Below are 20,540 nucleotides of genomic sequence, written 5' to 3' on the forward strand. Positions count from 1 at the left end.
ACGAGGAGAACTCTGGCCGGATGGTGTTCGGAGGGCGTCCGCCTAGTGTTCGGGCTTTGTAAGGCCGAGGGTGACCGACGTCCGCGCGAGGTCGAACGTCAGCGTGTCGCCCAACGCGGGCAGCGCCGGGTCGAACAGCTGGCCGTCCGTGCCGCCGAGCAGCAGGCCGAGCCGGTGCCCGGCCGGCACGACGTGGTCGAGCGCGGTCAGCGTGAACGTCATCGGGTACGCCCGGCCCGGCACGAGCGGCTCGCCGTGCCGCAGCGACGCGTGGTGCCCGAGGTCCGCCCAGCCCGCGGCGACGATCTGATGGTCGACGGGGACGAGGTCGGTGGTGGTGTCCAGGAAGCACGCGCTGTCGCCCGGGAAACTCACGCCCCAGCACGACTTCGTGGTCAGGTTCTTGATCCCGCTGCCGTAGTTGGCGGTGTTCCGGACGGTGGCCGGGCCGTAGTCGACGAGCGCGACCCCGAGCCGCGCGGCGGTCTTGTCCGACGACGCGGTGATGGTCACCGACGGCGAGCCGGCGATCCGCACCGGCGCCGTCAGGGGAGCGCCGGTGAACACCGCGGCCGACACACCGGCCGCCCACTGCTCCCGGCCGGTCGCCGGGTCGTCGACGACGGTCGCGGTGCCGGAGCCGCGGCGGCCCAGCGTCCCGTCGCTCGAGGGCCGGAAGGTCGCCGACGCGGTCGCGGGCGGCCAGCTCCGGACGTCGGTCCACCGGTCGGGCGCGGTTTCGAGGTGCACGGCGGGCTCGTGCTCGACGCCGTTGCGGACCCCGAGCAGCCAGCGGTCGAACCAGCGGCCCAGGGTCTCGACCCACTGCGCGCGCTGCAGGTCGAACGGGTCGACGTGCCCGGCCTGGCTCAGCCACGCCTTGCGCGGGACGCCGGCGCGGCCGAGCGCGTCCCACCAGTCCGCGAACTGGTTCGGCGCGACCGCGCCGTCGCCGAACCCCTGTGCCAGGAAGACACTCGCGCGCACCTGGGTGGCCTTCGGGACGTAGTTCACGCTCTGCCAGTAGGCGTTGTAGTCGCCGTTCGTGCCCGCGCGCGCCTTGATGTCCGCCTCGAACGGCTTGCACAGCTCGGCCGCGCGGTCGTTGTAGGTGAACGCCGAGCCGGTGTTCTCCGGCGTGGCCAGGGGTGCGCCGTTCGCGACGAGCTGGGCGTAGTTGTTCGCAACACCCTCGATCGGCACGACGGTCTTGAGCCCCGCGATGCCGGACGCGGCCATGCCGATCGCGGTGGCGCCGTCCTGGGACTTGCCGATCGCGCCGACGGCGCCGGTGGCCCAGTCCGCCTTCACCGGGTGCCCGCCCTCGGGCGCGTCGAAGGCCTTCGCCCGGCCGTTGAGCCAGTTCACGACGGCGTTGCCGTTCTCGACGTCGTCGAAGCAGCCCGAGGAGCGGTTCGTGCCACCGACGTCGGCGAGCACCACCGCGTACCCGCGCGGCACGAAGTAGTTGTCGAGGAACAGCGGGAACTGCTGCGGTGTGCCGTCCGGCGCGTAGGTCTTCTTCTGCGACTCGTTGCCGCGGCCGCAGCACGCGTAGTACGGGCTGACGTCGAGGATCACCGGGACGCGCCCGCGCGCGGCGGGCCGGATGACGTCGGCGGCGACGCGGTCGGGCCGGCCGTCGTGGTCGTGGTCGGTGCCGGTTTCGACCCACGCCGTCTCGCGGACGGGCTCGCCTCCGGCGGCGGACGCGACCGGGGTCAGCCCGGTCGTGAGGAGAAGTGCGGCCAAGAACCCCAGTGTCAGACGCATGCCGCCAGTATCACTTCTCGTACGTCGCCAGGAAACGCGCCATGGCGGCGTCGACGGCCTCGCGGTCGCCGGTCGTGACGAGGTCGAGCAGCAGCCCGCGCGCAACGGCGAGGCCGAGCCGGGCGTGGGCGGCGCGGTCGGCTTCGGGGACGCCGTACCGCGCGAGCAGGGCTTCGATCGGGCCCAGCCAGTCCTCGACGACGCCGTCGAGGAACTCGGTCGTGCCGGGGGTGCCGCCCAGGGCCTGGCCGTAGAGCTGGAAGAACAGCTTTTCGTTGGCGCGCAGGTCGTCGGCGGTCAGGCGCCGCCAGAACTCACGGCCGTCACCGGCGTCGGCGAGCGCCGCCCGCTGCCGGGCCTCGACCTCGCGCGCGACCGCCGTGAGCAGGCCTTCCTTCGAGCCGAAGTGGTAGATGAGCATGCGGTGGCTGGTGCCGAGGTCCGCCGCGAGCGCGCGCAGGCTCTTGCCCGCGCCGCCGTGGTGGGCGATGTGGTCGATCGCCGCGTCGAGCAGCTTCGCGCGCGGGCTTGTGTCGATCATGTACCAGATGGTACACGTACCAAATGGTACAACGCATTTCCGTGCGCGGCCGGACGTCCGCGCCCGCCGACACCGTGTACGCCCTGCTCCGGGACGGCGCGAGCTGGCCCGAGTGGTCACCGCTCGGGTCGTTCGAGCTGGTCGGCGAGGGGGAGGACGAGCCGGAAGGCCTCGGCGCGGTCCGGCTGTTCCGCACCGGGCGCACCCGCTCGTACGAGAAGATCGTCGCGCTGGACCCCGGCCGGCGGTTCGGGTACTCGCTCGAGCACGGCCTGCCGCTGCGGGACTACGTCGCCTATGTGGACCTCTCACCGGCCGACGGCGGCACCGAGATCCACTGGCACTCGACGTTCACCGCGAAGATCCCCGGCACCGGCTGGTTCTACCGGCGGTTCCTGGGGGTGTTCATCAAGCGGGTGGTGGCCGGGCTGGTCGCCGCGACGGACGCGCGCGTCGCCCCATAAAGTAGGTCCATGTCAGCGCCACGACGAGGATCGACCGGCCGCACGCAGGAGGAACGCAGCGCGGCGATGCGCGTCCGGCTGCTCGACGCGACGATCGACTGCCTCGTCGAGTACGGCTACGCGGGCACGACGACCACCCGCGTCGCGGACCGCGCCGGCGTCACGCGCGGCGCGCAGGTGCACCACTTCCCGACGAAGGCCGACCTCGTGACGTCGGCGATCCGGCACCTGGCGGAGAAGCGCACCGAGGTCGCGATGGCCGAGCTCGACCGGCTGCGCGCGTCCAGCGACCCGGTCGGCGACGCGTTGCAGCTGATGTGGGAGATGCACCAGGGGCCGGTGTTCTCGGCGACGGTCGAGCTGTGGGTCGCCTCGCGCACGGACCCGGAGCTGCGCCGTCAGATGGCCGAGGTCGAGCCGATCGCGACGTCGAGCCTCGTGGAGTTCGGCAAGGCTCTGCTGCCGGAGCACGCGGCGCACCACGAGTTCCTGCACGCGGTGTACACGGCGATGGACGTGGTGCGCGGCATCCTCATCGCGAGCTGGGCCACCCGCGACCAGGAGGAGCTGGAGGCCCGCTGGGAGCGCGGCCGCCGTCACCTGCGGATCCTGTTCACGACGTTGATGGCCGCCACCGCCTGAACGGCGTGTTACTCTCTCCGGGAGAGTGAGGAGGCTCGCCGTGTGGCCGGACCCGTACGACCGCAACTGCCCGACCCGCCAGCTGCTCGACCGCATCGGCGACCAGTGGACGGTCCTGATCGTCGGAGCCCTGAAGGACGGCCCCCTGCGGTTCACGGAGATCGGGCGGCGGGTGGACGGCATCTCGCAGAAGGTGCTCACCCAGACGCTGCGGAGCCTGGTGCGCGACGGGATCTTGACGCGGACGGCGTACCCGACGATCCCGCCGAAGGTCGAGTACGAGCTGACTTCCCTGGGGCGCAACCTTTCGGAGCCGCTCGAGGTGCTGGACCAGTGGGCGAGGCAGCACATGACGGCGGTGCAGGAGTCGCGTGAGGCCTACGACGCGGAGCACACTCCCGCATCGGCCTGACTTTGGACAGCTCAAGGACAGTTCACGACTGAAGTTCCCTCCGGAACCCGCTCCGGAGACACTGTGGAGAACGGCTCCACGGCTCCGGGGAGGGAATCCATGGCGTCCGCTTTCGCTGTGCTCAACGAGACCGTGCCCGCGCCGGGCTGGGCGCTCGTCGGCGGCACCGCGCTGCTCGCGGCCGCGGTGTCGGCCACCTCGTTCATCCTCCTGGTCAACGGCAGCAGATTCCTGCTGAATCGCGCGAACGTCCTCGGCACCCTCTTCCACGAAGGCGGCCACGCGCTGGTGAGCATCCTGACCGGCGGCGGCGTCTTCCGCATCGAGATCACCGGTGCGGAGTCCGGCCTCACCTGGCACTGGCAGCCGTCGCCGCTCGCGGGCGTGCTGGCCACGGTGTCCGGCTACGCGATGCCGCCGCTGGCGGGTCTCGGGGCGGCGGCGCTCCTGCACCGCGGCCTCGCTCCGGCCGTGCTGACCCTGACCACCGTCGTGATGCTGTTCATCCTGCTGTTCACCCGGGACGTGCTCAGCGCCGGTGCGGCCGTCGTGGTCGGCGCGATCACTTTCTGCGCGCTGCGCTGGGCGCCGGACCTGCTCAAGAACGGCATCGCGTACGCCGAGGCATGGCTGTTGCTGACCAGTGAGATCGGCGGGCTGGCCGCCATCGTCTCCAACCGATGGCGCGGTGTGTTCGGTGAGCACGCCGACGACGCTGCCTCACTCGCCGAGCGCACCGGAATCCCGGCCCAGGTGTGGATCGCCGCGTGGCTCGCGCTCATCGGCTGGGCGGTGTGGCGCGCCGTCCCCTTGCTGTGGCCTTAGCGGGCCACCAACCCCGCCTCATGCGCCAGCAGCCCCGCCTGAGTCCGGTTCGCACAGTCCAGCTTCACGAGCATCCGCGACACATAACTCTTCACCGTCGCCTCAGCCAGATGCAACCGCACGGCGATGTCCGCATTGGACAGTCCCTCGCCGAGGCACGCCAGCACATCCCGCTCCCGTTCCGTCAACCCGGCCGTCCGCCGCCGCGCGTCGTCGGACCGCTCGCGTCCGTCCGAAGACAACGCCACCAGCCGGCGCGCGGCCGACGGGGACAGCACCGTGTGCCCGTCCGCCGCCACGCGGACCAGGCCGATCAGGTCCTCCGGTGGGGTCGACTTCACCAGGAACCCCGCCGCGCCCGCGCGCAACGCGCGGATCACGTACGTGTCCGCGTCGAACGTCGTCAGCGCCACCACCGCCGGGGGATCCGGGAGCTCGACGATGCGCGCGATCGCCGTCAGGCCGTCGACACCCGGCATGCGCAGGTCCATCAGCACCACGCGGGGGCGGTGGCGGACCACCGCTTCGACCGCTTCGGCGCCGTCGGAGGCTTGGGCCACCACCTCGATGTCGCCCGCCGAACCCAGGATCGTGCGCAGGTGCGCGCAGACCATCGGCTCGTCATCGACCACGAGCACCGGGATCACTGTGCGTGCCTTCCGCCGTCGGAACGTAGGCGGGCAGTATCGCACCGACGCGGAACCCGCCGCCGGGCGCGGGGCCCGCGTCGAACCGGCCGCCGACCAGCTCGACGCGCTGGCGCAGGGCCGCCAGGCCCGACCCGGAACCGCTGCCCGCCAGCGCCGGGTCCGGCGGCCCGGCCGCCGCGGTGTTGCCCACCGAAACGTCCAGACCACCCGCGTGGTAGCGCAGCGAGACCGCCGCCGACGCGCCCGGCGCGTGCTTGCGGACGTTCGTCAGCGCCTCCTGCACCAGCCGGTACGCGGTGCGCGCGACCGTCGGCGACACCTGCGCCGGGTCGCCGTCCACCACCAGCTCCGTCGCCACCCCGACCGAGCGGGACGCCTCGACCAGCCGCGCCGGGTCGCCCGGCTCCTCCGGGCGCAGCGTCCGCGCGCCGCCGGTTTCCGCGCCGTTGCGCAGGACGCCGACCAGGTCGCGCAGCTCGTCCAGCGCCTGCGCGCCCTCACGCCGGATGTCCTCGGCCGCCGTCCGCACGGACGGCTCGGCCGACGTCACGCCGAGCGCGCCGGCGTGCAGCACCATCAGGCTGAGCCGGTGCGTGACGACGTCGTGCATCTCGCCCGCGAGCCGCCGCCGTTCCTCCGCGCGGGCCTGCTCGGCCAGCAGGTGCTGCTCGCGCTCGGCGCGTTCCGCGCGGTCCCGCAACGACTTGAGCAGCTGCCGCCGCGCCTCGCCGTACAGCCCCAGCATCGCCGGCAACGTCGTGCTGAGCACCGCGAACGGCGTGGTGCTCCAGCTCGGCACCCACGGCCGGGCCGCGATCAGCGTGAGGGCCCCGGCCACCCAGAGCACGGTCCGCCGGTCGAGCACCCGCGCCAGCTGCGTCAGCACGACGGGGGTGATGGTCGGCACCGTCGTCAGGGCCAGCGGGTGCGCGGCCACCAGCAGGCCGGGCGCGAACAGGTCGGACGCCAGCATCGCGACCGCCACCACGACCAGCGACCAGGCCACCTGCAGCGGGAACCGGAAGATCAGCACGAGCGAGAGGTCGCAGGCCACCTGCAGCACCAGGCCGGCCGCCGGGCCGAGCGGCCCGGTCGTGACCTCGCCCAGCGCGTACAGCAGGACGTTCAGCCCCGCGAACGCGAACGCCGCGAGGAACAGCCAGAAGGCGTCCGCGCGGCTCGGCCACAACGGCCTCCGGGTGCTGGTCACGCGGTCACGGTAGCCGCTCGCCGAAGCCGCCGCGCCGGATGCGCAACCAAAGTTGCGGCTGTCGCGCCGGTGCGCAACTTTTGTCGCCGCGACGACCTTCCTTGCCCGGTTACGGCCGGGGGCCCCGATCCGGTGGAGTGGGACCACCACAAGCGAGGGAGGCCATCGTGGTGACTGTCCAAACGCGACCCGCGACGCGGGTGGCGTTCGCCCGTGCCCCGGTCCTGGTGATCGCTGGGCTGGCCGGGCTCGCGCTGCTCCTCACCAGCGGGCGTTACGCCGGCGGGTTCGACGAGCTCTACTTCCTGGTGGCTGGTCGAAATCACCTGAGCTGGGGGTATTTCGACCAGCCACCGCTCATCCCGGCGCTCGCGGCGCTGATGGACTGGCTCGCGCCGGGCTCGCTGGTCGTGCTGCGGCTGCCGATGACGCTCGCCGCGGCCGCCGGGGTCGTCGTCACGGCGCTGATCGCCCGCGAGCTCGGCGGCGGCCGCGCGGCCCAGGCGATGGCGGCGGCGTGTTACGCGACGTCCAGCATCGTCATCGTCAGCCACTGGATCGGGACCTACGTGCTGGACCCGTTCCTGTGGACGGTCGTCGGCTGGCTGCTCGTCCGCTGGACCCGCACCCGCCGCGACGGCCTGCTCGTCTGGGCCGGCGTCGTGACGGCGGTGTCGCTGGAGACGAAGTTCCTGATCCCCGCGCTGTGGGCCGCGGTGCTGCTCGCCGCGCTGGTGTTCGGGCCGCGGGAGCTGCTCCGGCGCCCGAAGCTCTGGCTGGGCGCCGCGATCGCCGTCGCCGCCACCGTGCCGACGCTGGTCTGGCAGGCCACGCACGGCTGGCCGTACACCCACATGAGTGAAGTCGTCGCCGCGGAGTTCCCGGGGTACGGGGCCTGGGTGCGCGACGGGCTGCTCGGCGCTGGCATCGGGGTCGGCGTGCTGGCGCTGCTGTACGGCGTCTGGCGGCTGCTGCGGTCGCCGGAGCTGCGGGCCTACCGGTACCTCGGGGTCGCGCTGGTCCTGGTGGCGCTCGCCGTGGTCGCGACGCAGGGACGGTCCTACTACCTGATGGGCTGTTACGCCGTTCCGTTCGCGGCGGCGGCGACCGAGCTGACCCGGCGGAACCTGGCCGGCTGGTGGAAGGCCGTGGCCTGGCCGGCGTTCGTGTTCTCGGCGGTGGTCACGCTCGTCGCGCTGCCGGTGTGGCCGGCTTCGACGACGCGGACGTCCTTCGGGCCGTTTTCGCTCGGCAGCGCGTTCGCGCAGGGGGAGCTGCCGCAGCAGGAGCTGGCGAAGGCGATCGGGCAGACCTACGCGGCCCTGCCGGCCGAGGCGCGGGCGCGGACCGCGGTGTACGCCGAAATCTACCCGTTCGCGGCGGTGACGGAGTTCTACGGTGCGCCGTACGGCATCCAGCGCGTCTACAGTGGACACCGGGCGTACTGGTACTTCGGCCCGCCGCCGGAGACGGCCGACGCGGTGCTGTTCGCCGGGTTCGACCCGGGGCTGCTGCGGCCGTACTTCGCGCACGAGACGAAGCTGGTCGACGGGCTGGTGTGGGAGTACGACGGGCGGACGGCGCCCTGGTCGCGGATCTGGCCCGCGCTGAAGCGGCAATGAGAAGGAGCGAGATGAGCACGTTGTCCCTGCCCGCCCGGGCCTACCTGCTGGCCTGCGACACCGGGCGTGACCGGCTGCCCGACCGGGAGCGCGTCGCGCTGCTGGTGCGCGCGGCGGCGTTGACCGACCTGGTGCTGCGCGGCCTGGTCGCCGACGGCGACGGGCGGCCGGTGGTCACCGGCGCCGGCGGCACCGGCCACCTGGTGCTCGACGACCTGCTGGCCGAGCTGGCGGCCGACCCGCACCGCAAGTGGCGCGCCTGGGTTCGCCGCGACGCCCGCGAGACGCTGCGGTCGCTGGAAACCCAGCTCGACGCGGCGGGGGTGCTCACGATGCGGACGTCCCGCGTGCTGGGGCTGTTCCCGCGCCGCCGTCCGGTCGTCGCCGACCGCGCCGCGGTGGAGCGGCTGCGTCAGCAGGTGGCGGGGGCGCTGGCGAGTGACGCGCCGGTGCCGTCGGACGTCGCGGCGTTGACGGCGCTGGCCGGGACGGTGGAGCTGGGCACGGTGCTGCCGCGCCGCGAACGGCGGGCACACAAGGAGCGGATCGCGACGCTGGCGGAGCAGACGGGCGCGACGGTCCCGGCCCTGCGCAAGGTGATCCGCGAGCTGAACTCGGCCCGCAGCGCGTCGATCGCGGCGAGCTCCGGCGGCGGTGGCGGCTGACCGCTCCGGCCGACACGCGTGTCTGGACGGACGACACGGCGTGGGCCGGTTCCGGTGACCGAGGGAGGCGAGGGGGCTCCCTCGGTCACCGGCGCACCGCCGTCCGGGTCGCGGTAGTCCACTGTGGACATTTCCTCGGCCTGCGTCGTTCGCTTCGGCGGCCGCCGAAGCGTCGCGGGCCTAGGTTCGAGGGCATGGACGAATTCCGTGCCCTGCACGTCCCCGGGTCCCCGCTGCTGCTGCCGAACGCCTGGGAGTTCGGCGTCGGCGCCTTCCTCGCCGCCCAGGGGTTCCGCGCCCTCGGCACGACCAGCCTCGGGGTGTCGGCCGCGGCGGGGGAGCCCGACGGCGCGCCGTCGACGCGGGACACGACCGTCGCGCTGGCCGCGCGCCTGGCCCGGCTGGACGCGCTCGTCAGCGTCGACATCGCCGACGGTTTCAGCGCGGACCCCGCCGCGGTCGCCGATCTCGCCGAGGAGCTGGCCGGAGCGGGCGCGGTGGGCGTCAACCTCGAAGACGGCCGCGCCGACGGCTCCCTGGCCGCCGTCGACGTCCAGTCCGCGCTGGTCAGGGCGGTGAAGGAGCGCGTGCCGAGCCTCTTCGTCAACGCCCGGGCCGACACGCACTGGGCGGGTGACCGTTCGGTGGCCGAAGCGGAGAAGCGGGCGCGCGCCTACGCGGCGGCGGGCGCGGACGGCGTCTTCGTGCCCGGCCTGGCCGACCCGGCCGACGTCGAGCGGATCGTGGCCGTGGGCCTGCCGGTGAACCTGCTGTTCCTGCCCGGGAAGGTGACGCTCGCCGGGCTGGCGGAGCTGGGCGTCGCGCGGGTCAGCCTGGGGTCGCTGCCGTACCGGATGGCGCTCGCGGCGGCGGCCGGGACGGCGTCGGCGGTGCGGGACGGCCGGGAGCTGCCGCTGAGCCCGCCGAGCTACGCCGACGTCACCGCGCTGCTCCCGTGAATCCGTAATCGGCTTGCCCCGGTCTGCTTCGCTCAGGACATGCACGCCTTCGGAAGCGACTTCGCCGTCCCGCCCGGCTACCTGAACACCCCCAGCGTGGGCGTCCCGCCCGCGCCGGTGGCCGCCGCGGTGGCCGAGTCGGTCGACCGCTGGCGGACCGGCGCGAACCGGCCGGGGGACTTCGACGAGCATGTCGCGCGGTCACGGGCGGGGTTCGCGCGTCTCCTGGGGGTCGACGCCGGGCGGGTCGCGATCGGCGCGTCGGTCTCGCAGCTGGTCGCGAACGTCGCCGCCGCGCTGCCCGCCGGCACCCGCGTGCTCGCCGCCGAAGGCGACTTCACCAGCGTGACCTTCCCGTTCGCGGCGCAGGACGTCTCGATCACCGAAGTGCCCCTCGAGCTGCTGCCCGAGCGGGTCGAGGGGCACGACGTCGTCGCGGTGAGCGTCGTGCAGTCCGCCGACGGCCGGATCGTCGACCTCCCGGCGCTGCGTGCGGCCGCCGAAGCCGCCGGGGCGGCCGTCCTGCTCGACGCGACCCAGGCGGTCGGCTGGCTGCCGCTGGACGTCGCCTGGGCGGACTGGGTCGTCGCGGCGGGGTACAAATGGCTCCTCTCGCCCCGCGGCAGCGCGTGGCTCGCGGTGCGCCCGGACGCCCAGGAGCGCACGCGGCCGGTCGCGGCGAACTGGTACGCGGGGGAGGACCCGTGGACCACGGTCTACGGCCTCCCGCTGCGCCTGGCCCGCGACGCCCGCGCGTTCGACCTCTCGCCGGTCTGGCTCGCTCAGGTCGGCGCCGCGGCAGCGCTGGACTACCTCGGCGAGCTCGACCTCACGCAGGTCAGGGCACACAACACCGGCCTGGCCGACCTGCTGCTGGAGAAGCTCGGGCTGCCGCCGCGCGGCACCGCGATCGTGGCACTCGACGCCGACCCGGAGCGGGTCGCGGCGGCCGGGATCGTCTCGAGCGTGCGGGGCGGCCGGGTGCGCGTCGGATTCCACCTCTACAACACCGCTGACGACGTCGAACGCGTCTTACACGCATTCGAGTGAACGCCGCCGAGCCGGTGAACTACCGTATGGCCCCGTGGTTGGTGCGCATTTCACCCCAGGCCCGTCCGACACGGCCCCGCTGGGCGCGGTTCCCCCGCAGCCCCGCCCGCCGGCGCCGGGCCCGCCGGCGCGTGACACCCGGTCCCTGCTGCTCAGGGGCGCCGGGCTGGTCGCGATCGCCGTCGTCTCCGGCCTGCTCTGGTTCCTGATCCGGCACGACTCGACGCCGGAAGAGCCGGTCGCGCAGCCGCCGGCCAAGAGCACCGGGCAGTACCAGTTCACCAAGGTCGCCGGCCCGGACCGCGTCAACGACTGCACGGCGAAGGCCTACGGCCAGACCCAGAAGTTCTTCCAGGACACGCCGTGCCAGTCGCTGGCCCGCGCGCTGTACACGACGGAGGCCGGCGGCGCGAAGGCGCTGGTGTCGGTGGTCGTGGTGGGGATGCCGGACTCGACGAAGGCGAAGGCGCTCAAGACGCTGACCGACAAGGACGACACCGGCAACGTCACGGACCTGGTGCGGGACAAGACCTACACCGGCGACGGCGCCCCCAGCGTGAGCGGCAAGAACTCGGCCTACTCGTCGAAGGTCGAGGGCACGAGCACGACGATCGTGCTGGCCGACTTCTACGACAAGCACACGGACAAGAACCTGATCGAGAAGATCGCGGACGACGCCCTCCGCCTGTCCGCCGAGCTCCAGGGCTGACCCGCCCCGAGCGCCCCTCGGAGGCGCTCGGGGGCCGGGCTCAGCTCGCCTGGCCCGGCATGGCGATCGCCACCGGCTTCTCGCCCGCCTCGGACCGCCACGGCGTCCCGCGCCGCGAAGCCGCCACCAGCGCGTGCAGCGCCGTGGTCCGCAGCCCCGCGTCGTCGGTGTGGTTCACCACCGCGAGCCAGGCCGACGCGCAGTCCGCCTCGGCCGTCGCGACCACCAGGGCCGCCGACGCCGAGTCCGTCACCGGCTTCTTCGGCACGTACGCCGCCTCAGGAGCCACCGGGGTCGCTCCGGACGCCGCGAGCATCGTCTGCACCAGGTCACGGCGCAGGGCGTGCTCGGCGGCGCCGCTCTTCTCGGCGTCCCCGAAGTCGGCCGGCAGGAACGCGCCGACCAGGCCGTACACCCAGACCGCCGCGTGCTCGGCCGCGAGCGCGACCTGCAGCGGGTCGACGGCCTCGGCGGGCACGGCGCCGCCGGACCCGGTGAGCGCCGGGGCGTCCTCGCCGGGGCCGAGCGCGGGCGCCGTGCGCTGCAGCGCCGCGCAGCCCGCCGCCACCGCCGCGACCAGGCCGGCGCGGTAGCGGGGCAGCCCGCCGACGAGGTCTTCGGCCTGCTTGCGCGCGGTCGCCAGCCGCTCCTTCAGCTCGCTCAGGGCCGCGGGCGCGGGCGGCGGCGCGGCCGACGTCCGGGGCCGGTTGAGCCGGTCCACTTCGGACTTCAGCGCGGCCGCGTGCGCCGCGCGGGCGTCGGCCAGCTGGCCCGCGGCTTCGGCGTCGGCGCCCTTGGCCAGCGCCCGCGCCGCGGCGGCGTCCGCCTCGGCGGCGGCCAGCAGCGGCTGCAGCGGGTCGGGGCTTTCGTCGTAGCCGGGCCCGCACGCGGCCAGGGGGACGGCCAGCGCGGCCAGCGCCCCCGCGCGGAGGGCGGCTCGACGGGTCAGGTCGGTCGGTCTTCCGGTCACGTCGGCCCATCCTGCCAGGCCCCGGGCCGCCCCCGCCGCTCGCGCGTGCCGAGGGGGCGACCGGATAAGCTGGTCCACCACCGACCCGAACGCCCGGACCCGAACAAGGAGAGCCCCACGTGCCAGGAGAACTCGCCAGCCGGCTTCAGCCGATAGTGGCCGAAGCCGTCACCGCCGCGGGTTTCGACCTCGACTCCTTCGAGGTGCAGCAGGCCGGCCGGCGGCAGCTGGTCAAGGTCGTCGTCGACTCCGACGACGGGATCGGGCTGGACGAGGTCGCCGAGATCAGCCGCACGGTCTCCGCGGCGCTCGACGAGAACGACCACGTGCTCGCGAGCGCGTACACGCTGGAAGTCACCTCGCCGGGCCTCGACCGGCCGCTGACCCAGCAGCGGCACTGGCGCCGCGCGCGGTTCCGCCTGGTGAAGGTCACCCCGGCCGAAGGCGCGGCCTTCGTGGGCCGGGTCGGTCACGCGGGCGAGGACGCCGCCCGCGTCCTCGAGGGCGGCAAGCTCCGCGACGTCCACTACGCCGACGTGGCGAAGGCGGTCGTGGAGATCGAGTTCAAGCAGCCGCCCGCCGAGGACCTGAAGCTGTTGGAAGACGACGCGTCCGGCATGATCGGCGCCGGTCAGGCCGAGACGGAGAAGGGGTCGAAGTGAACGTCGACATCGCCGCGTTGCGGGCGATCGAACGGGACAAGGACATCCCCTTCGAAACGGTGATCGAGGCCATCGAGACGGCCTTGCTCACCGCGTACAAGCACACCGAGGGCCACCAGCCGCACGCCCGCATCGACATCGACCGCAAGACCGGCCTGGTGCGCGTGCTCGCGCGCACGCTGACCCACGACGGCGAGACCGACGAGGAGTGGGACGACACCCCCGAGGGGTTCGGCCGGATCGCCGCGACCACCGCGCGCCAGGTCATCCTGCAGCGGCTGCGCGACGCCGAGCACGAGAAGACCTTCGGCGAGTTCTCCACCAAGGAGGGCGAGATCGTCGCCGGTGTCATCCAGCGTGACGCCCGCGCCAACGCGCGCGGCATGGTCGTGGTCCAGGTGGGCGACACCGAGGGCGTGCTGCCCTCGGGTGAGCAGGTGCCGGGGGAGTCCTACGAGCACGGCAGCCGGATCAAGGCCTACGTCGTCACGGTGGCGCGCAGCAACCGCGGCCCGCAGATCACGCTCTCGCGCACGCACCCGAACCTGGTGCGCAAGCTCTTCGCGCTCGAGGTGCCCGAGATCGCCGACGGCACGGTGGAGATCGCCGCCGTCGCGCGCGAGGCCGGGCACCGCACGAAGATCGCGGTCAAGTCGACGGTGCCGGGGGTCAACGCCAAGGGCGCGTGCATCGGCCCGGTCGGCGCCCGCGTGCGCAACGTGATGAGCGAGCTGGCCGGCGAGAAGATCGACATCATCGACTTCTCCGACGACCCGGCCCGCTTCGTCGGGAATGCGCTGTCGCCCGCGAAGGTTGTCTCCGTGCGAGTAGTGGACGAGCGGGCCAAGACCGCTCGTGTCGTGGTGCCGGACTTCCAGCTGTCGCTGGCGATCGGCAAGGAGGGCCAGAACGCCCGCCTCGCCGCCCGTCTGACCGGCTGGCGGATCGACATCCGCAGCGACGCCGCACCGGTGGACGACGAGGGTGATCAAGACCACGCCAGTCCGTCGCGGCCCGCCGCGACAACCGGTTCGGCTGAGTGAAGGTCGAAGCGCTAGACTCAGGAGTGGTTCAACGCCCGCGGCGGGTAGCCGAGCACCAGCCCCACCGGAACGCTCCGGTGCGGACTTGTGTCGGTTGCAAGCGGCGGGCATTGATCGGTGAGCTGCTGCGCGTGGTCGCGGTGGCCGGGCGGGTGGTCGTCGACGAGCGTCGGCGGCTGCCGGGCCGAGGAGCTTGGCTGCACCCCGACCCGGACTGCCTGGCCAAGGCCGAACGGCGGCGAGCCTTCCCGAGAGCCTTGCGGGCTCCCGGGGCGCTCGACGCCCGCGAGGTCCGCGAGCACGTCGGGCGCACCACTACGCACCACGAAGCCGGGACGTTCCCGGCTTCGCGAGGAACCAAGGAAGCAGGTCGACCCGTCATGAGTCAGCCGTGAAGCTGAAGCCATGAACGCGCGACGATAAGGACGAGGTCAGCGGGTCCCCGCCTGGCCTCCCCTAGATGAGGAGAGCTGTGCCAGGCAAGGCCCGCGTACACGAGCTCGCAAAGGAGCTCGGCATCACCAGCAAGGACGTTCTCGCGAAGTTGAAGGAACAGGGCGAGTTCGTCAAGTCCGCGTCGTCCACGGTCGAGGCGCCCGTCGCCCGCCGTCTTCGCGACGCGTACGCCCCCAAGGGCGCCAAGAAGCCGGCGCCGACCCCCGGTCCGTCGGCCCGTCCCGGGCCCCCGGCCGCCAAGCCGGGCGCTCCCGCGCCCAAGCCCCCGGCGCCCGCGCCGCAGCAGCAGGCCCCGGCGGCGAAGGCCGCCCCCGCGCCTGCTCCGCAGCAGCAGGTCCCGGCTTCGAAGCCGGCCGCGAGCTCCGGTTCCCGTCCCGCGGGCCCCGGCCCCCGGCCCGGTCCGCGCCCGCCCGCGCCCGCTCCGCAGGAGCAGGTCCCGGCGGCGAAGGCCGAAGCCCCGGCCGCGCCCAAGCAGGAGGCTCCGGCCGCCTCGGCGGGCAACACCGGTTCGGTCGTCCCGCCCAAGCCGCAGGGCCCCAAGCCCGGCGGTCCCAAGCCCGGTCCGCGCACCCCGCGGGTCGGCAACAACCCGTTCGGCGTCGGCTCCGGCGCCCCGCCGCGCCCGCAGGGCCCGCGCCCCGGTGGCGGTCAGGGCGGCGACAACCGCCCGCCGCGTCCCGGTGGCACCGGTGGCGGCGGTGACCGCCCGGCTCCGCGTCCCGGCGGTGGCGCCGGTGGCAACCGGCCGAGCCCGGGCAACATGCCCCCGCGGCCGAACCCCGGCATGATGCCGGGCCGCACGCAGCGTCCCGCCGGTCCCGGTGGCGGCGCTCGTGGGGGACCCGGTGGCGGCGCCCGTGGCGGCCCCGGTGGCGGCGGCGGTCGTCCCGGTGGTGGCGGCGGCGGTTTCCGCGGCGGTCCCGGTGGCGGTGGCGGCGGCGGTGGCTTCCGCGGCGGTCCCGGTGGCGGCGGTGGCGGCGGCGGCTTCCGCCCGGGTGGCGGCGGCCCCGGTGGCGGCGCCCCGGCCGGTGGCGGCGGTTTCCGCGGCGGCGGCGGTGGCCGTGGTGGCCCCGGTGGCCGTGGCGGCACCGCGGGTGCCTTCGGGCGCCCGGGTGGTCCCTCGCGCAAGGGTCGCAAGTCGAAGCGGCAGAAGCGCCAGGAGTACATGGACAACATGCAGGCGCCCAGCGTCGGCGGCGTCCGCCTGCCCAAGGGCAGTGGCGAGACGATCCGGCTGCCGCGGGGTGCTTCGCTGACCGACTTCGCCGAGAAGATCGACGCCAACCCGGCTTCGCTGGTGCAGGTGCTCTTCCACCTCGGCGAGATGGTCACCGCGACGCAGTCCGTGTCGGACGACATCCTCGAGCTGCTCGGCGGCGAAATGAACTACAACGTTCAGGTCGTCTCGCCGGAGGAAGAGGACCGCGAGCTGCTGGAGACCTTCGACATCACCTACGGTGAGGACGAGGGTGGCGAGGAGGATCTCCAGGTCCGGCCGCCGGTCGTGACCATCATGGGTCACGTCGACCACGGTAAGACCCGCCTGCTCGACACGATCCGGAAGACGAAGGTCCGCGAGAGCGAGGCCGGCGGCATCACGCAGCACATCGGTGCGTACCAGATCGAGACCGAGCTCGAGGGCAACCCGCGCCTGATCACCTTCATCGACACCCCGGGTCACGAGGCGTTCACCGCCATGCGTGCCCGTGGCGCCAACTCGACCGACATCGCGGTGATCGTGGTGGCGGCCGACGACGGTGTGATGCCGCAGACGGTCGAGGCGATCAACCACGCGCAGGCCGCCAAGGCCCCGATCGTGGTCGCGATCAACAAGATCGACAAGGAAGGCGCGAACCCGGACAAGATCCGGCAGCAGCTGACCGAGTACGGCCTGGTCGCCGAGGAGTACGGCGGCGACACGATGTTCGTCGAGATCTCCGCGCGGCAGAACATCAACATCGACGGCCTGCTCGAGGCGATCCTGCTGACCGCCGACGCCGCTCTGGACCTCCGGGCCAACCCGGACATGGAGGCCCAGGGTGTCGCGATCGAGGCGCACCTCGACCGCGGCCGCGGCCCGGTGGCCACCGTCCTGGTCCAGCGCGGCACGCTGCGCGTCGGTGACTCGGTCGTGGCGGGTGACGCCTACGGCCGCGTCCGCCGGATGGTCGACGAGCACAACGTCGACGTCACCGAGGCGCTGCCGTCGCGGCCCGTCCAGGTCATCGGGTTCACCTCGGTGCCGGGCGCGGGTGACACCTTCCTGGTGGTCGACGAGGACCGCGTCGCCCGGCAGATCGCCGAGCGCCGGTCGGCTCGCACGCGGAACGCGCTCAACGCGTCGCGCCGCAAGCGGGTCAGCCTCGAGGACCTCGACTCCGCCTTGAAGGAGACGAACAGCCTCAACCTGATCATCAAGGGTGACAACTCGGGTACGGTCGAGGCCCTCGAAGCCTCGCTGCTCCAGCTGGACGTCGGCGACGAGGTCGAGCTGAACGTGGTCCACCGCGGTGTCGGTGGCGTGACCGAGTCGGACATCGACCTGGCGACCGCGTCCGACGCGATCGTCCTCGGGTTCAACGTCCGCGCCCAGGGCAAGGCGACCGAGCGGGCCACCCGCGAGGGCGTCGACGTCCGGTACTACACGGTCATCTACCAGGCGATCGACGAGATCGAGCAGGCCCTCAAGGGCATGCTCAAGCCGGAGTACGAAGAGGTCGAGCTGGGCCGCGCGGAGGTCCGCGAGGTCTTCAAGTCCTCCAAGATCGGCACGATCGCGGGTTGCCTGGTCATGTCCGGCGAGATCCGGCGCAACGCGCGGGCCCGGCTGCTGCGCGACGGCACTGTCGTCGCGGAGAACCTGCCGATCAGCTCGCTGCGGCGGTTCAAGGACGACGTGGTCGAGGTCCGCGAGGGCTACGAGTGCGGTCTGACGCTCGGTTCGTACGGCGACATCAAGGTCGACGACCAGATCGAGACGTACGAGCAGCGCGAGAAGCCGCGAGCGTAAGGAAGTTCGACACCGGGTGTGCGTTCTCGCGCACACCCGGTGTTTCCCTACTACACCACCAAAACTGCTTATGTTCGTCGGAGCCCTCGAGCTCGACATCCTGCTCGGTGACGTTCACTCGCTGAAGCAGAAGCGATCCGTGGTCCGTCCAGTGCTGGCCGAGGTGCGCAAGCGCTTCGCCGTGTCGGTGGCCGAAGCCGGTTACACCGACCTGCACCGGCGGATCCTCATCGGGGTGGCCGTGGTCGCCGAAGGTGGCGAGCACGTGCGCGACGTGCTCGACTCGTGTGAGCGGTACGTGGCGAGCAGACCGGAGTTCGAGCTGCTCACCGCACGCCGCCGGCTGCTCGGTCCGGAAGACTAGGAGAGAGACATGGCTGATCCTGCTCGGGCTCGCAAGCTCGCCAAGCGGATCTCGCAGATCGTGGCGTCCGCGATCGAGCACGAGGTCAAGGACACCCGGCTGGACTACGTGACGATCACGGACACGAAGGTCACCGGCGACCTGCACGACGCCACGGTGTACTACACGGTGCTCGGTGAGAAGCTGGACTCGGTGCCGGACTTCGCCGGCGCGGCCGCCGCGCTCGAATCGGCGCGCGGGATGCTGCGCACGAAGGTCGGGCAGGGCACCGGGGTCCGCTACACGCCGACGCTGACGTTCGTCGCGGACACGATTCCCGAGGAGTCGAAGCGGATCGAGGACCTGCTGGCGAAGGCCCGTGAGGCCGACGCGGAGGTCGCGCGCCGCTCGGCCGGCGCGCAGCACGCGGGTGAGGCCGACCCGTACAAGGCGCCTCGCGAAGAGGCCGAAGACGACGAGTTCGCGGAGGAGGAGAGCCGGGGCTGACCCGTGCTCTCCCGCCGCGGCCTGCTCGCCGGCAGCGCACTGGCGCTGCTGGCGGGCTGCTCGGCCGCCCCGTCCGGGCCGCCGCCCGGCCCGGCCGCGGTGCCCGCGCCGTCCCGGCCGACCGCGCCGCGCGACCCGGTGACGGTCCAGCGCATGCGGTCGGCGGCCCGCGGCGCCGACGTCGACCTCGTGCTGATCACCCCCGCCGGGGTTCCGGCGTCGGGGCTGCCGGTGTGCCTGGCCCTGCACGGCCGCGGCGCCCGCGCGCGAACCTTCCTCGAGCTGGGCGTCCCGGACCTGCTGACGGCGGCCGTGCGCGCCGGCGCCCCGCCGTTCGCCGTGGCCGCGGTCGACGGTGACCACTACTGGGTGGACGTCGGCTCCGGGGACGACCCGCAGCGCATGCTCACCGAGGAGCTCCCGGGCTGGCTGACCGCCCGCGACCTGCGTCCGGCGTCGGCGGTGCTCGGCATTTCGATGGGCGGCTTCGGCGCGCTCCGGTTCGCCCGCGCCCACCCGGACCTGAAGGCGGTGGCCACGGCGAGCGCGGCACTGTTCGTCAGCTGGCCGGATGCCCGCAGCCGCAAGGTGTTCTCCGGTGAGGACAACTGGCGCGCGGAAGAACCCTTGCTGCACCCCGGTGAGCTGCGTCCGGAGGCGCTCGGCGTCTGGTGCGGGGAGTCCGACCCGTTCCTGGGCGCGGACCGCAAGCTCGTGAAGGCGGTTTCCCCGGCGGTGTCCCGGTTTTCCCCCGGCGGGCACAAAGACGAGTACTGGCGCGGCATCCTGCCGGACGTGCTGAAGTTCGTCGGGCAGCGGCTAGCGTGACGCGAAGAGAATCGCCTGGGGCACCTCGGCTCCCGGGTTCAGCCGCCACTCGGCGTCGACGGTGAACCCCGCGTTCCGCAGCCACCGGGCCAGGTGCGCCGGCTGTCGCAAGTGGACGTTGACCCGCATCGGGTGCCCGTAACCCTCGGTCTTGAGCCGGGTTTCGTCGCCGACGTGGAAGCCGATCACCAGCCGGCCGCCGTGGCGCAGTACCCGCCGGAACTGGCCCAGGGCCACCGGGACCTCGGCGTCCGGCACGTGGATCAGCGACCAGAACACCAGCACCCCCGCGACGGACGCGTCGGGGAGGGCGAGGTCGGTCATCGAGCCGACCTCGAACCGCAGCTCGGGATGGTTCCGCCGGGCCAGCTCGACCATCGCCGGGGACAGGTCGACGCCGGACGCGTCGACCCCCAGCCCGGCCAGGTGTGCGGTGAAGTGCCCGGGGCCGCAGCCGACGTCCACCACCGGACCGTCGGCCTGCGCGGCGAACACCGACAGCGCCGCACGCATGTGCGGGTGCTTCTCGAGGGAGTCCGCCACGAACTCGGCGTAGTTCTCCGCCACCGTGTCGTAGGACGCGCGGGTGTCCGCGAGCCAGGTCATCGGGCGCGCAGCCCGTCCAGGACCATGCCGAGCGCGCGCCGCCAGTCCGGGGTCGCCGTCGCCGCGGCGAACACGATCGCCAGGTCTTCGCCGCGGAAGTCCCGCCGCAGCGCCCCGGCCTCCTGGGCCCGGGTGATGATCCGGTTCATCCGGGAAGCGTTGTCCTGCTTGGCTTTCTCCAGCCCGGACGCCGGGTCGAAGGCCCGCGAGCAGATCTCGGTGAAGCCGCGGTCGGACACCTGCATCAGGACCGACCGTTCGAGGAAGAGCACAAAACCGTCCCAGGGGTCGTCGACGGCGAGCGCCTCGTCGGCGACCGCCCGCGCTTCCTCCAGCGTCGGCAGGAACGCGGCCTCGACGAGGTCGGCCCGCGTCGGGAACCGGTTGTAGAGCGTGCCGATCGCGACCTCGGCGCGGCGGGCGATCTCGTCGAGCGGGGCGTCCACACCCTTGGCCCCGAACACCTCGCGCGCCGCCGCGACCAGCGCCTCCCGGTTGCGCCGGGCGTCCGCGCGCAGGGGGCGTTGCTCGACCGTCACGGCCCGGATTATAGCCAAACCGACGCCCCTCCCAGGTTCCGCACGCGCGGGCGG

General features: G+C 73.2%; 23 protein-coding genes. 16 read left to right on the plus strand and 7 right to left on the minus strand.

Annotation, left to right across the window (positions count from 1 at the left end; all coding sequences use genetic code 11):
* Positions 1–42: 42 nt before the first annotated feature.
* Together ACZ63E_RS07230 and ACZ63E_RS07235 are read right to left on the minus strand one after the other, a co-directional pair.
* Complete coding sequence (locus ACZ63E_RS07230) at positions 43–1,773, minus strand: CocE/NonD family hydrolase (protein ID WP_465335086.1); 1,731 nt, start codon at positions 1,771–1,773, stop codon at positions 43–45.
* A gap of 10 nt (positions 1,774–1,783) precedes the next feature.
* A complete protein-coding gene (locus ACZ63E_RS07235) occupies positions 1,784–2,314 on the minus strand; it encodes a TetR/AcrR family transcriptional regulator (RefSeq protein WP_465335088.1) in 531 nt (176 codons plus the stop codon).
* A gap of 23 nt (positions 2,315–2,337) precedes the next feature.
* Here ACZ63E_RS07235 and ACZ63E_RS07240 point away from each other — a divergent pair, with 23 nt between their 5' ends.
* From ACZ63E_RS07240 to ACZ63E_RS07255, 4 genes are all read left to right on the plus strand, one after another.
* A complete protein-coding gene (locus ACZ63E_RS07240) occupies positions 2,338–2,778 on the plus strand; it encodes an SRPBCC family protein (RefSeq protein WP_465335090.1) in 441 nt (146 codons plus the stop codon).
* Positions 2,779–2,844: 66 nt separating this feature from the next.
* The gene (locus tag ACZ63E_RS07245; protein ID WP_465335510.1) at positions 2,845–3,420 is read left to right on the plus strand and encodes a TetR/AcrR family transcriptional regulator; all 576 of its coding nucleotides are present in this window, start codon (positions 2,845–2,847) and stop codon (positions 3,418–3,420) included.
* A 40-nt stretch (positions 3,421–3,460) separates the two neighbouring features.
* The gene (locus ACZ63E_RS07250) at positions 3,461–3,832 is read left to right on the plus strand and encodes a winged helix-turn-helix transcriptional regulator (RefSeq protein ID WP_465335511.1); all 372 of its coding nucleotides are present in this window, start codon (positions 3,461–3,463) and stop codon (positions 3,830–3,832) included.
* Between the two features lie 99 nt (positions 3,833–3,931).
* Positions 3,932–4,657: a M50 family metallopeptidase gene (locus ACZ63E_RS07255; protein WP_465335092.1), complete on the plus strand. Its 726-nt coding sequence runs from the start codon at positions 3,932–3,934 to the stop codon at positions 4,655–4,657.
* Here ACZ63E_RS07255 and ACZ63E_RS07260 read toward each other — a convergent pair.
* Positions 4,654–5,304: a response regulator gene (locus ACZ63E_RS07260; RefSeq protein ID WP_465309763.1), complete on the minus strand. Its 651-nt coding sequence runs from the start codon at positions 5,302–5,304 to the stop codon at positions 4,654–4,656. The two genes, ACZ63E_RS07255 and ACZ63E_RS07260, sit on opposite strands and share 4 nt — an antisense overlap.
* The gene (locus ACZ63E_RS07265; protein WP_465335094.1) at positions 5,279–6,517 is read right to left on the minus strand and encodes a sensor histidine kinase; all 1,239 of its coding nucleotides are present in this window, start codon (positions 6,515–6,517) and stop codon (positions 5,279–5,281) included. The genes ACZ63E_RS07260 and ACZ63E_RS07265 overlap by 26 nt, the downstream gene beginning before the upstream one ends.
* Positions 6,518–6,684: 167 nt before the next feature.
* Here ACZ63E_RS07265 and ACZ63E_RS07270 point away from each other — a divergent pair, with 167 nt between their 5' ends.
* The 5 genes from ACZ63E_RS07270 (at position 6,685) to ACZ63E_RS07290 (ending at position 11,522) form a co-directional block, all read left to right on the plus strand.
* Entirely contained in the window at positions 6,685–8,139 is a 1,455-nt protein-coding gene (locus ACZ63E_RS07270; protein ID WP_465335096.1) for an ArnT family glycosyltransferase, read from the plus strand.
* An 11-nt stretch (positions 8,140–8,150) separates the two neighbouring features.
* Complete coding sequence (locus ACZ63E_RS07275) at positions 8,151–8,804, plus strand: GOLPH3/VPS74 family protein (protein ID WP_465335098.1); 654 nt, start codon at positions 8,151–8,153, stop codon at positions 8,802–8,804.
* 194 nt (positions 8,805–8,998) lie between these two features.
* Positions 8,999–9,763, plus strand: a complete 765-nt coding sequence (locus tag ACZ63E_RS07280) for an isocitrate lyase/PEP mutase family protein (RefSeq protein WP_465335100.1) — start codon at positions 8,999–9,001, stop codon at positions 9,761–9,763.
* A gap of 39 nt (positions 9,764–9,802) precedes the next feature.
* Positions 9,803–10,813: an aminotransferase class V-fold PLP-dependent enzyme gene (locus ACZ63E_RS07285; RefSeq protein ID WP_465335102.1), complete on the plus strand. Its 1,011-nt coding sequence runs from the start codon at positions 9,803–9,805 to the stop codon at positions 10,811–10,813.
* Between the two features lie 79 nt (positions 10,814–10,892).
* Entirely contained in the window at positions 10,893–11,522 is a 630-nt protein-coding gene (locus ACZ63E_RS07290; protein WP_465335512.1) for a hypothetical protein, read from the plus strand.
* A 40-nt stretch (positions 11,523–11,562) separates the two neighbouring features.
* Here the strand turns inward: ACZ63E_RS07290 and ACZ63E_RS07295 are convergent, their stop codons facing one another.
* Complete coding sequence (locus ACZ63E_RS07295; protein WP_465335104.1) at positions 11,563–12,492, minus strand: ferritin-like domain-containing protein; 930 nt, start codon at positions 12,490–12,492, stop codon at positions 11,563–11,565.
* A gap of 119 nt (positions 12,493–12,611) precedes the next feature.
* On the opposite strand from ACZ63E_RS07295, the gene rimP reads away from it, so the two are divergent.
* The 7 genes from rimP to ACZ63E_RS07330 all read left to right on the plus strand — a co-directional run bounded on the left by rimP (position 12,612) and on the right by ACZ63E_RS07330 (position 19,341).
* On the plus strand, positions 12,612–13,154 hold the full coding sequence (gene rimP / locus ACZ63E_RS07300; protein ID WP_465335106.1) for a ribosome maturation factor RimP: 543 nt from the start codon (positions 12,612–12,614) through the stop codon (positions 13,152–13,154).
* Positions 13,151–14,197 carry a transcription termination factor NusA gene (gene nusA, locus ACZ63E_RS07305; RefSeq protein WP_465335108.1) on the plus strand — a complete coding sequence of 349 codons (1,047 nt, stop codon included), beginning with the start codon at positions 13,151–13,153 and terminating at the stop codon, positions 14,195–14,197. Before rimP ends, nusA begins: the two co-directional genes overlap by 4 nt.
* 110 nt (positions 14,198–14,307) lie before the next feature.
* Positions 14,308–14,592: a YlxR family protein gene (locus ACZ63E_RS07310; protein ID WP_465335110.1), complete on the plus strand. Its 285-nt coding sequence runs from the start codon at positions 14,308–14,310 to the stop codon at positions 14,590–14,592.
* Positions 14,593–14,669: 77 nt separating this feature from the next.
* Positions 14,670–17,663 carry a translation initiation factor IF-2 gene (infB, locus tag ACZ63E_RS07315; RefSeq protein WP_465335112.1) on the plus strand — a complete coding sequence of 998 codons (2,994 nt, stop codon included), beginning with the start codon at positions 14,670–14,672 and terminating at the stop codon, positions 17,661–17,663.
* Positions 17,664–17,733: 70 nt separating this feature from the next.
* On the plus strand, positions 17,734–18,027 hold the full coding sequence (locus tag ACZ63E_RS07320; protein WP_465335114.1) for a DUF503 domain-containing protein: 294 nt from the start codon (positions 17,734–17,736) through the stop codon (positions 18,025–18,027).
* Positions 18,028–18,036: 9 nt separating this feature from the next.
* A complete protein-coding gene (gene rbfA / locus ACZ63E_RS07325; RefSeq protein ID WP_465335116.1) occupies positions 18,037–18,513 on the plus strand; it encodes a 30S ribosome-binding factor RbfA in 477 nt (158 codons plus the stop codon).
* A 3-nt stretch (positions 18,514–18,516) separates the two neighbouring features.
* On the plus strand, positions 18,517–19,341 hold the full coding sequence (locus ACZ63E_RS07330; protein WP_465335118.1) for an alpha/beta hydrolase: 825 nt from the start codon (positions 18,517–18,519) through the stop codon (positions 19,339–19,341).
* Here ACZ63E_RS07330 and ACZ63E_RS07335 read toward each other — a convergent pair.
* Together ACZ63E_RS07335 and ACZ63E_RS07340 are read right to left on the minus strand one after the other, a co-directional pair.
* Entirely contained in the window at positions 19,333–19,947 is a 615-nt protein-coding gene (locus tag ACZ63E_RS07335; protein WP_465335120.1) for a class I SAM-dependent methyltransferase, read from the minus strand. The genes ACZ63E_RS07330 and ACZ63E_RS07335 overlap by 9 nt on opposite strands.
* Entirely contained in the window at positions 19,944–20,486 is a 543-nt protein-coding gene (locus tag ACZ63E_RS07340; RefSeq protein WP_465335122.1) for a TetR/AcrR family transcriptional regulator, read from the minus strand. The genes ACZ63E_RS07335 and ACZ63E_RS07340 overlap by 4 nt, the downstream gene beginning before the upstream one ends.
* Between the last annotated feature and the right edge of the window lie 54 nt (positions 20,487–20,540).

The sequence above is a fragment of the Amycolatopsis sp. NPDC104819 genome, from assembly GCF_055583145.1.

What these genes read in the sequence shown, in the direction of transcription:
- ACZ63E_RS07230 (WP_465335086.1), bottom strand. Translation starts at nt 1,773, where the DNA reads ATGCGTCTGACACTGGGGTTCTTGGCCGCACTTCTCCTCACGACCGGG.
- ACZ63E_RS07235 (WP_465335088.1), bottom strand. Translation starts at nt 2,314, where the DNA reads ATGATCGACACAAGCCCGCGCGCGAAGCTGCTCGACGCGGCGATCGAC.
- ACZ63E_RS07240 (WP_465335090.1), top strand. Translation starts at nt 2,338, where the DNA reads ATGGTACAACGCATTTCCGTGCGCGGCCGGACGTCCGCGCCCGCCGAC.
- ACZ63E_RS07245 (WP_465335510.1), top strand. Translation starts at nt 2,845, where the DNA reads ATGCGCGTCCGGCTGCTCGACGCGACGATCGACTGCCTCGTCGAGTAC.
- ACZ63E_RS07255 (WP_465335092.1), top strand. Translation starts at nt 3,932, where the DNA reads ATGGCGTCCGCTTTCGCTGTGCTCAACGAGACCGTGCCCGCGCCGGGC.
- ACZ63E_RS07275 (WP_465335098.1), top strand. Translation starts at nt 8,151, where the DNA reads ATGAGCACGTTGTCCCTGCCCGCCCGGGCCTACCTGCTGGCCTGCGAC.
- ACZ63E_RS07280 (WP_465335100.1), top strand. Translation starts at nt 8,999, where the DNA reads ATGGACGAATTCCGTGCCCTGCACGTCCCCGGGTCCCCGCTGCTGCTG.
- ACZ63E_RS07285 (WP_465335102.1), top strand. Translation starts at nt 9,803, where the DNA reads ATGCACGCCTTCGGAAGCGACTTCGCCGTCCCGCCCGGCTACCTGAAC.
- ACZ63E_RS07320 (WP_465335114.1), top strand. Translation starts at nt 17,734, where the DNA reads ATGTTCGTCGGAGCCCTCGAGCTCGACATCCTGCTCGGTGACGTTCAC.
- rbfA (WP_465335116.1), top strand. Translation starts at nt 18,037, where the DNA reads ATGGCTGATCCTGCTCGGGCTCGCAAGCTCGCCAAGCGGATCTCGCAG.
- ACZ63E_RS07335 (WP_465335120.1), bottom strand. Translation starts at nt 19,947, where the DNA reads ATGACCTGGCTCGCGGACACCCGCGCGTCCTACGACACGGTGGCGGAG.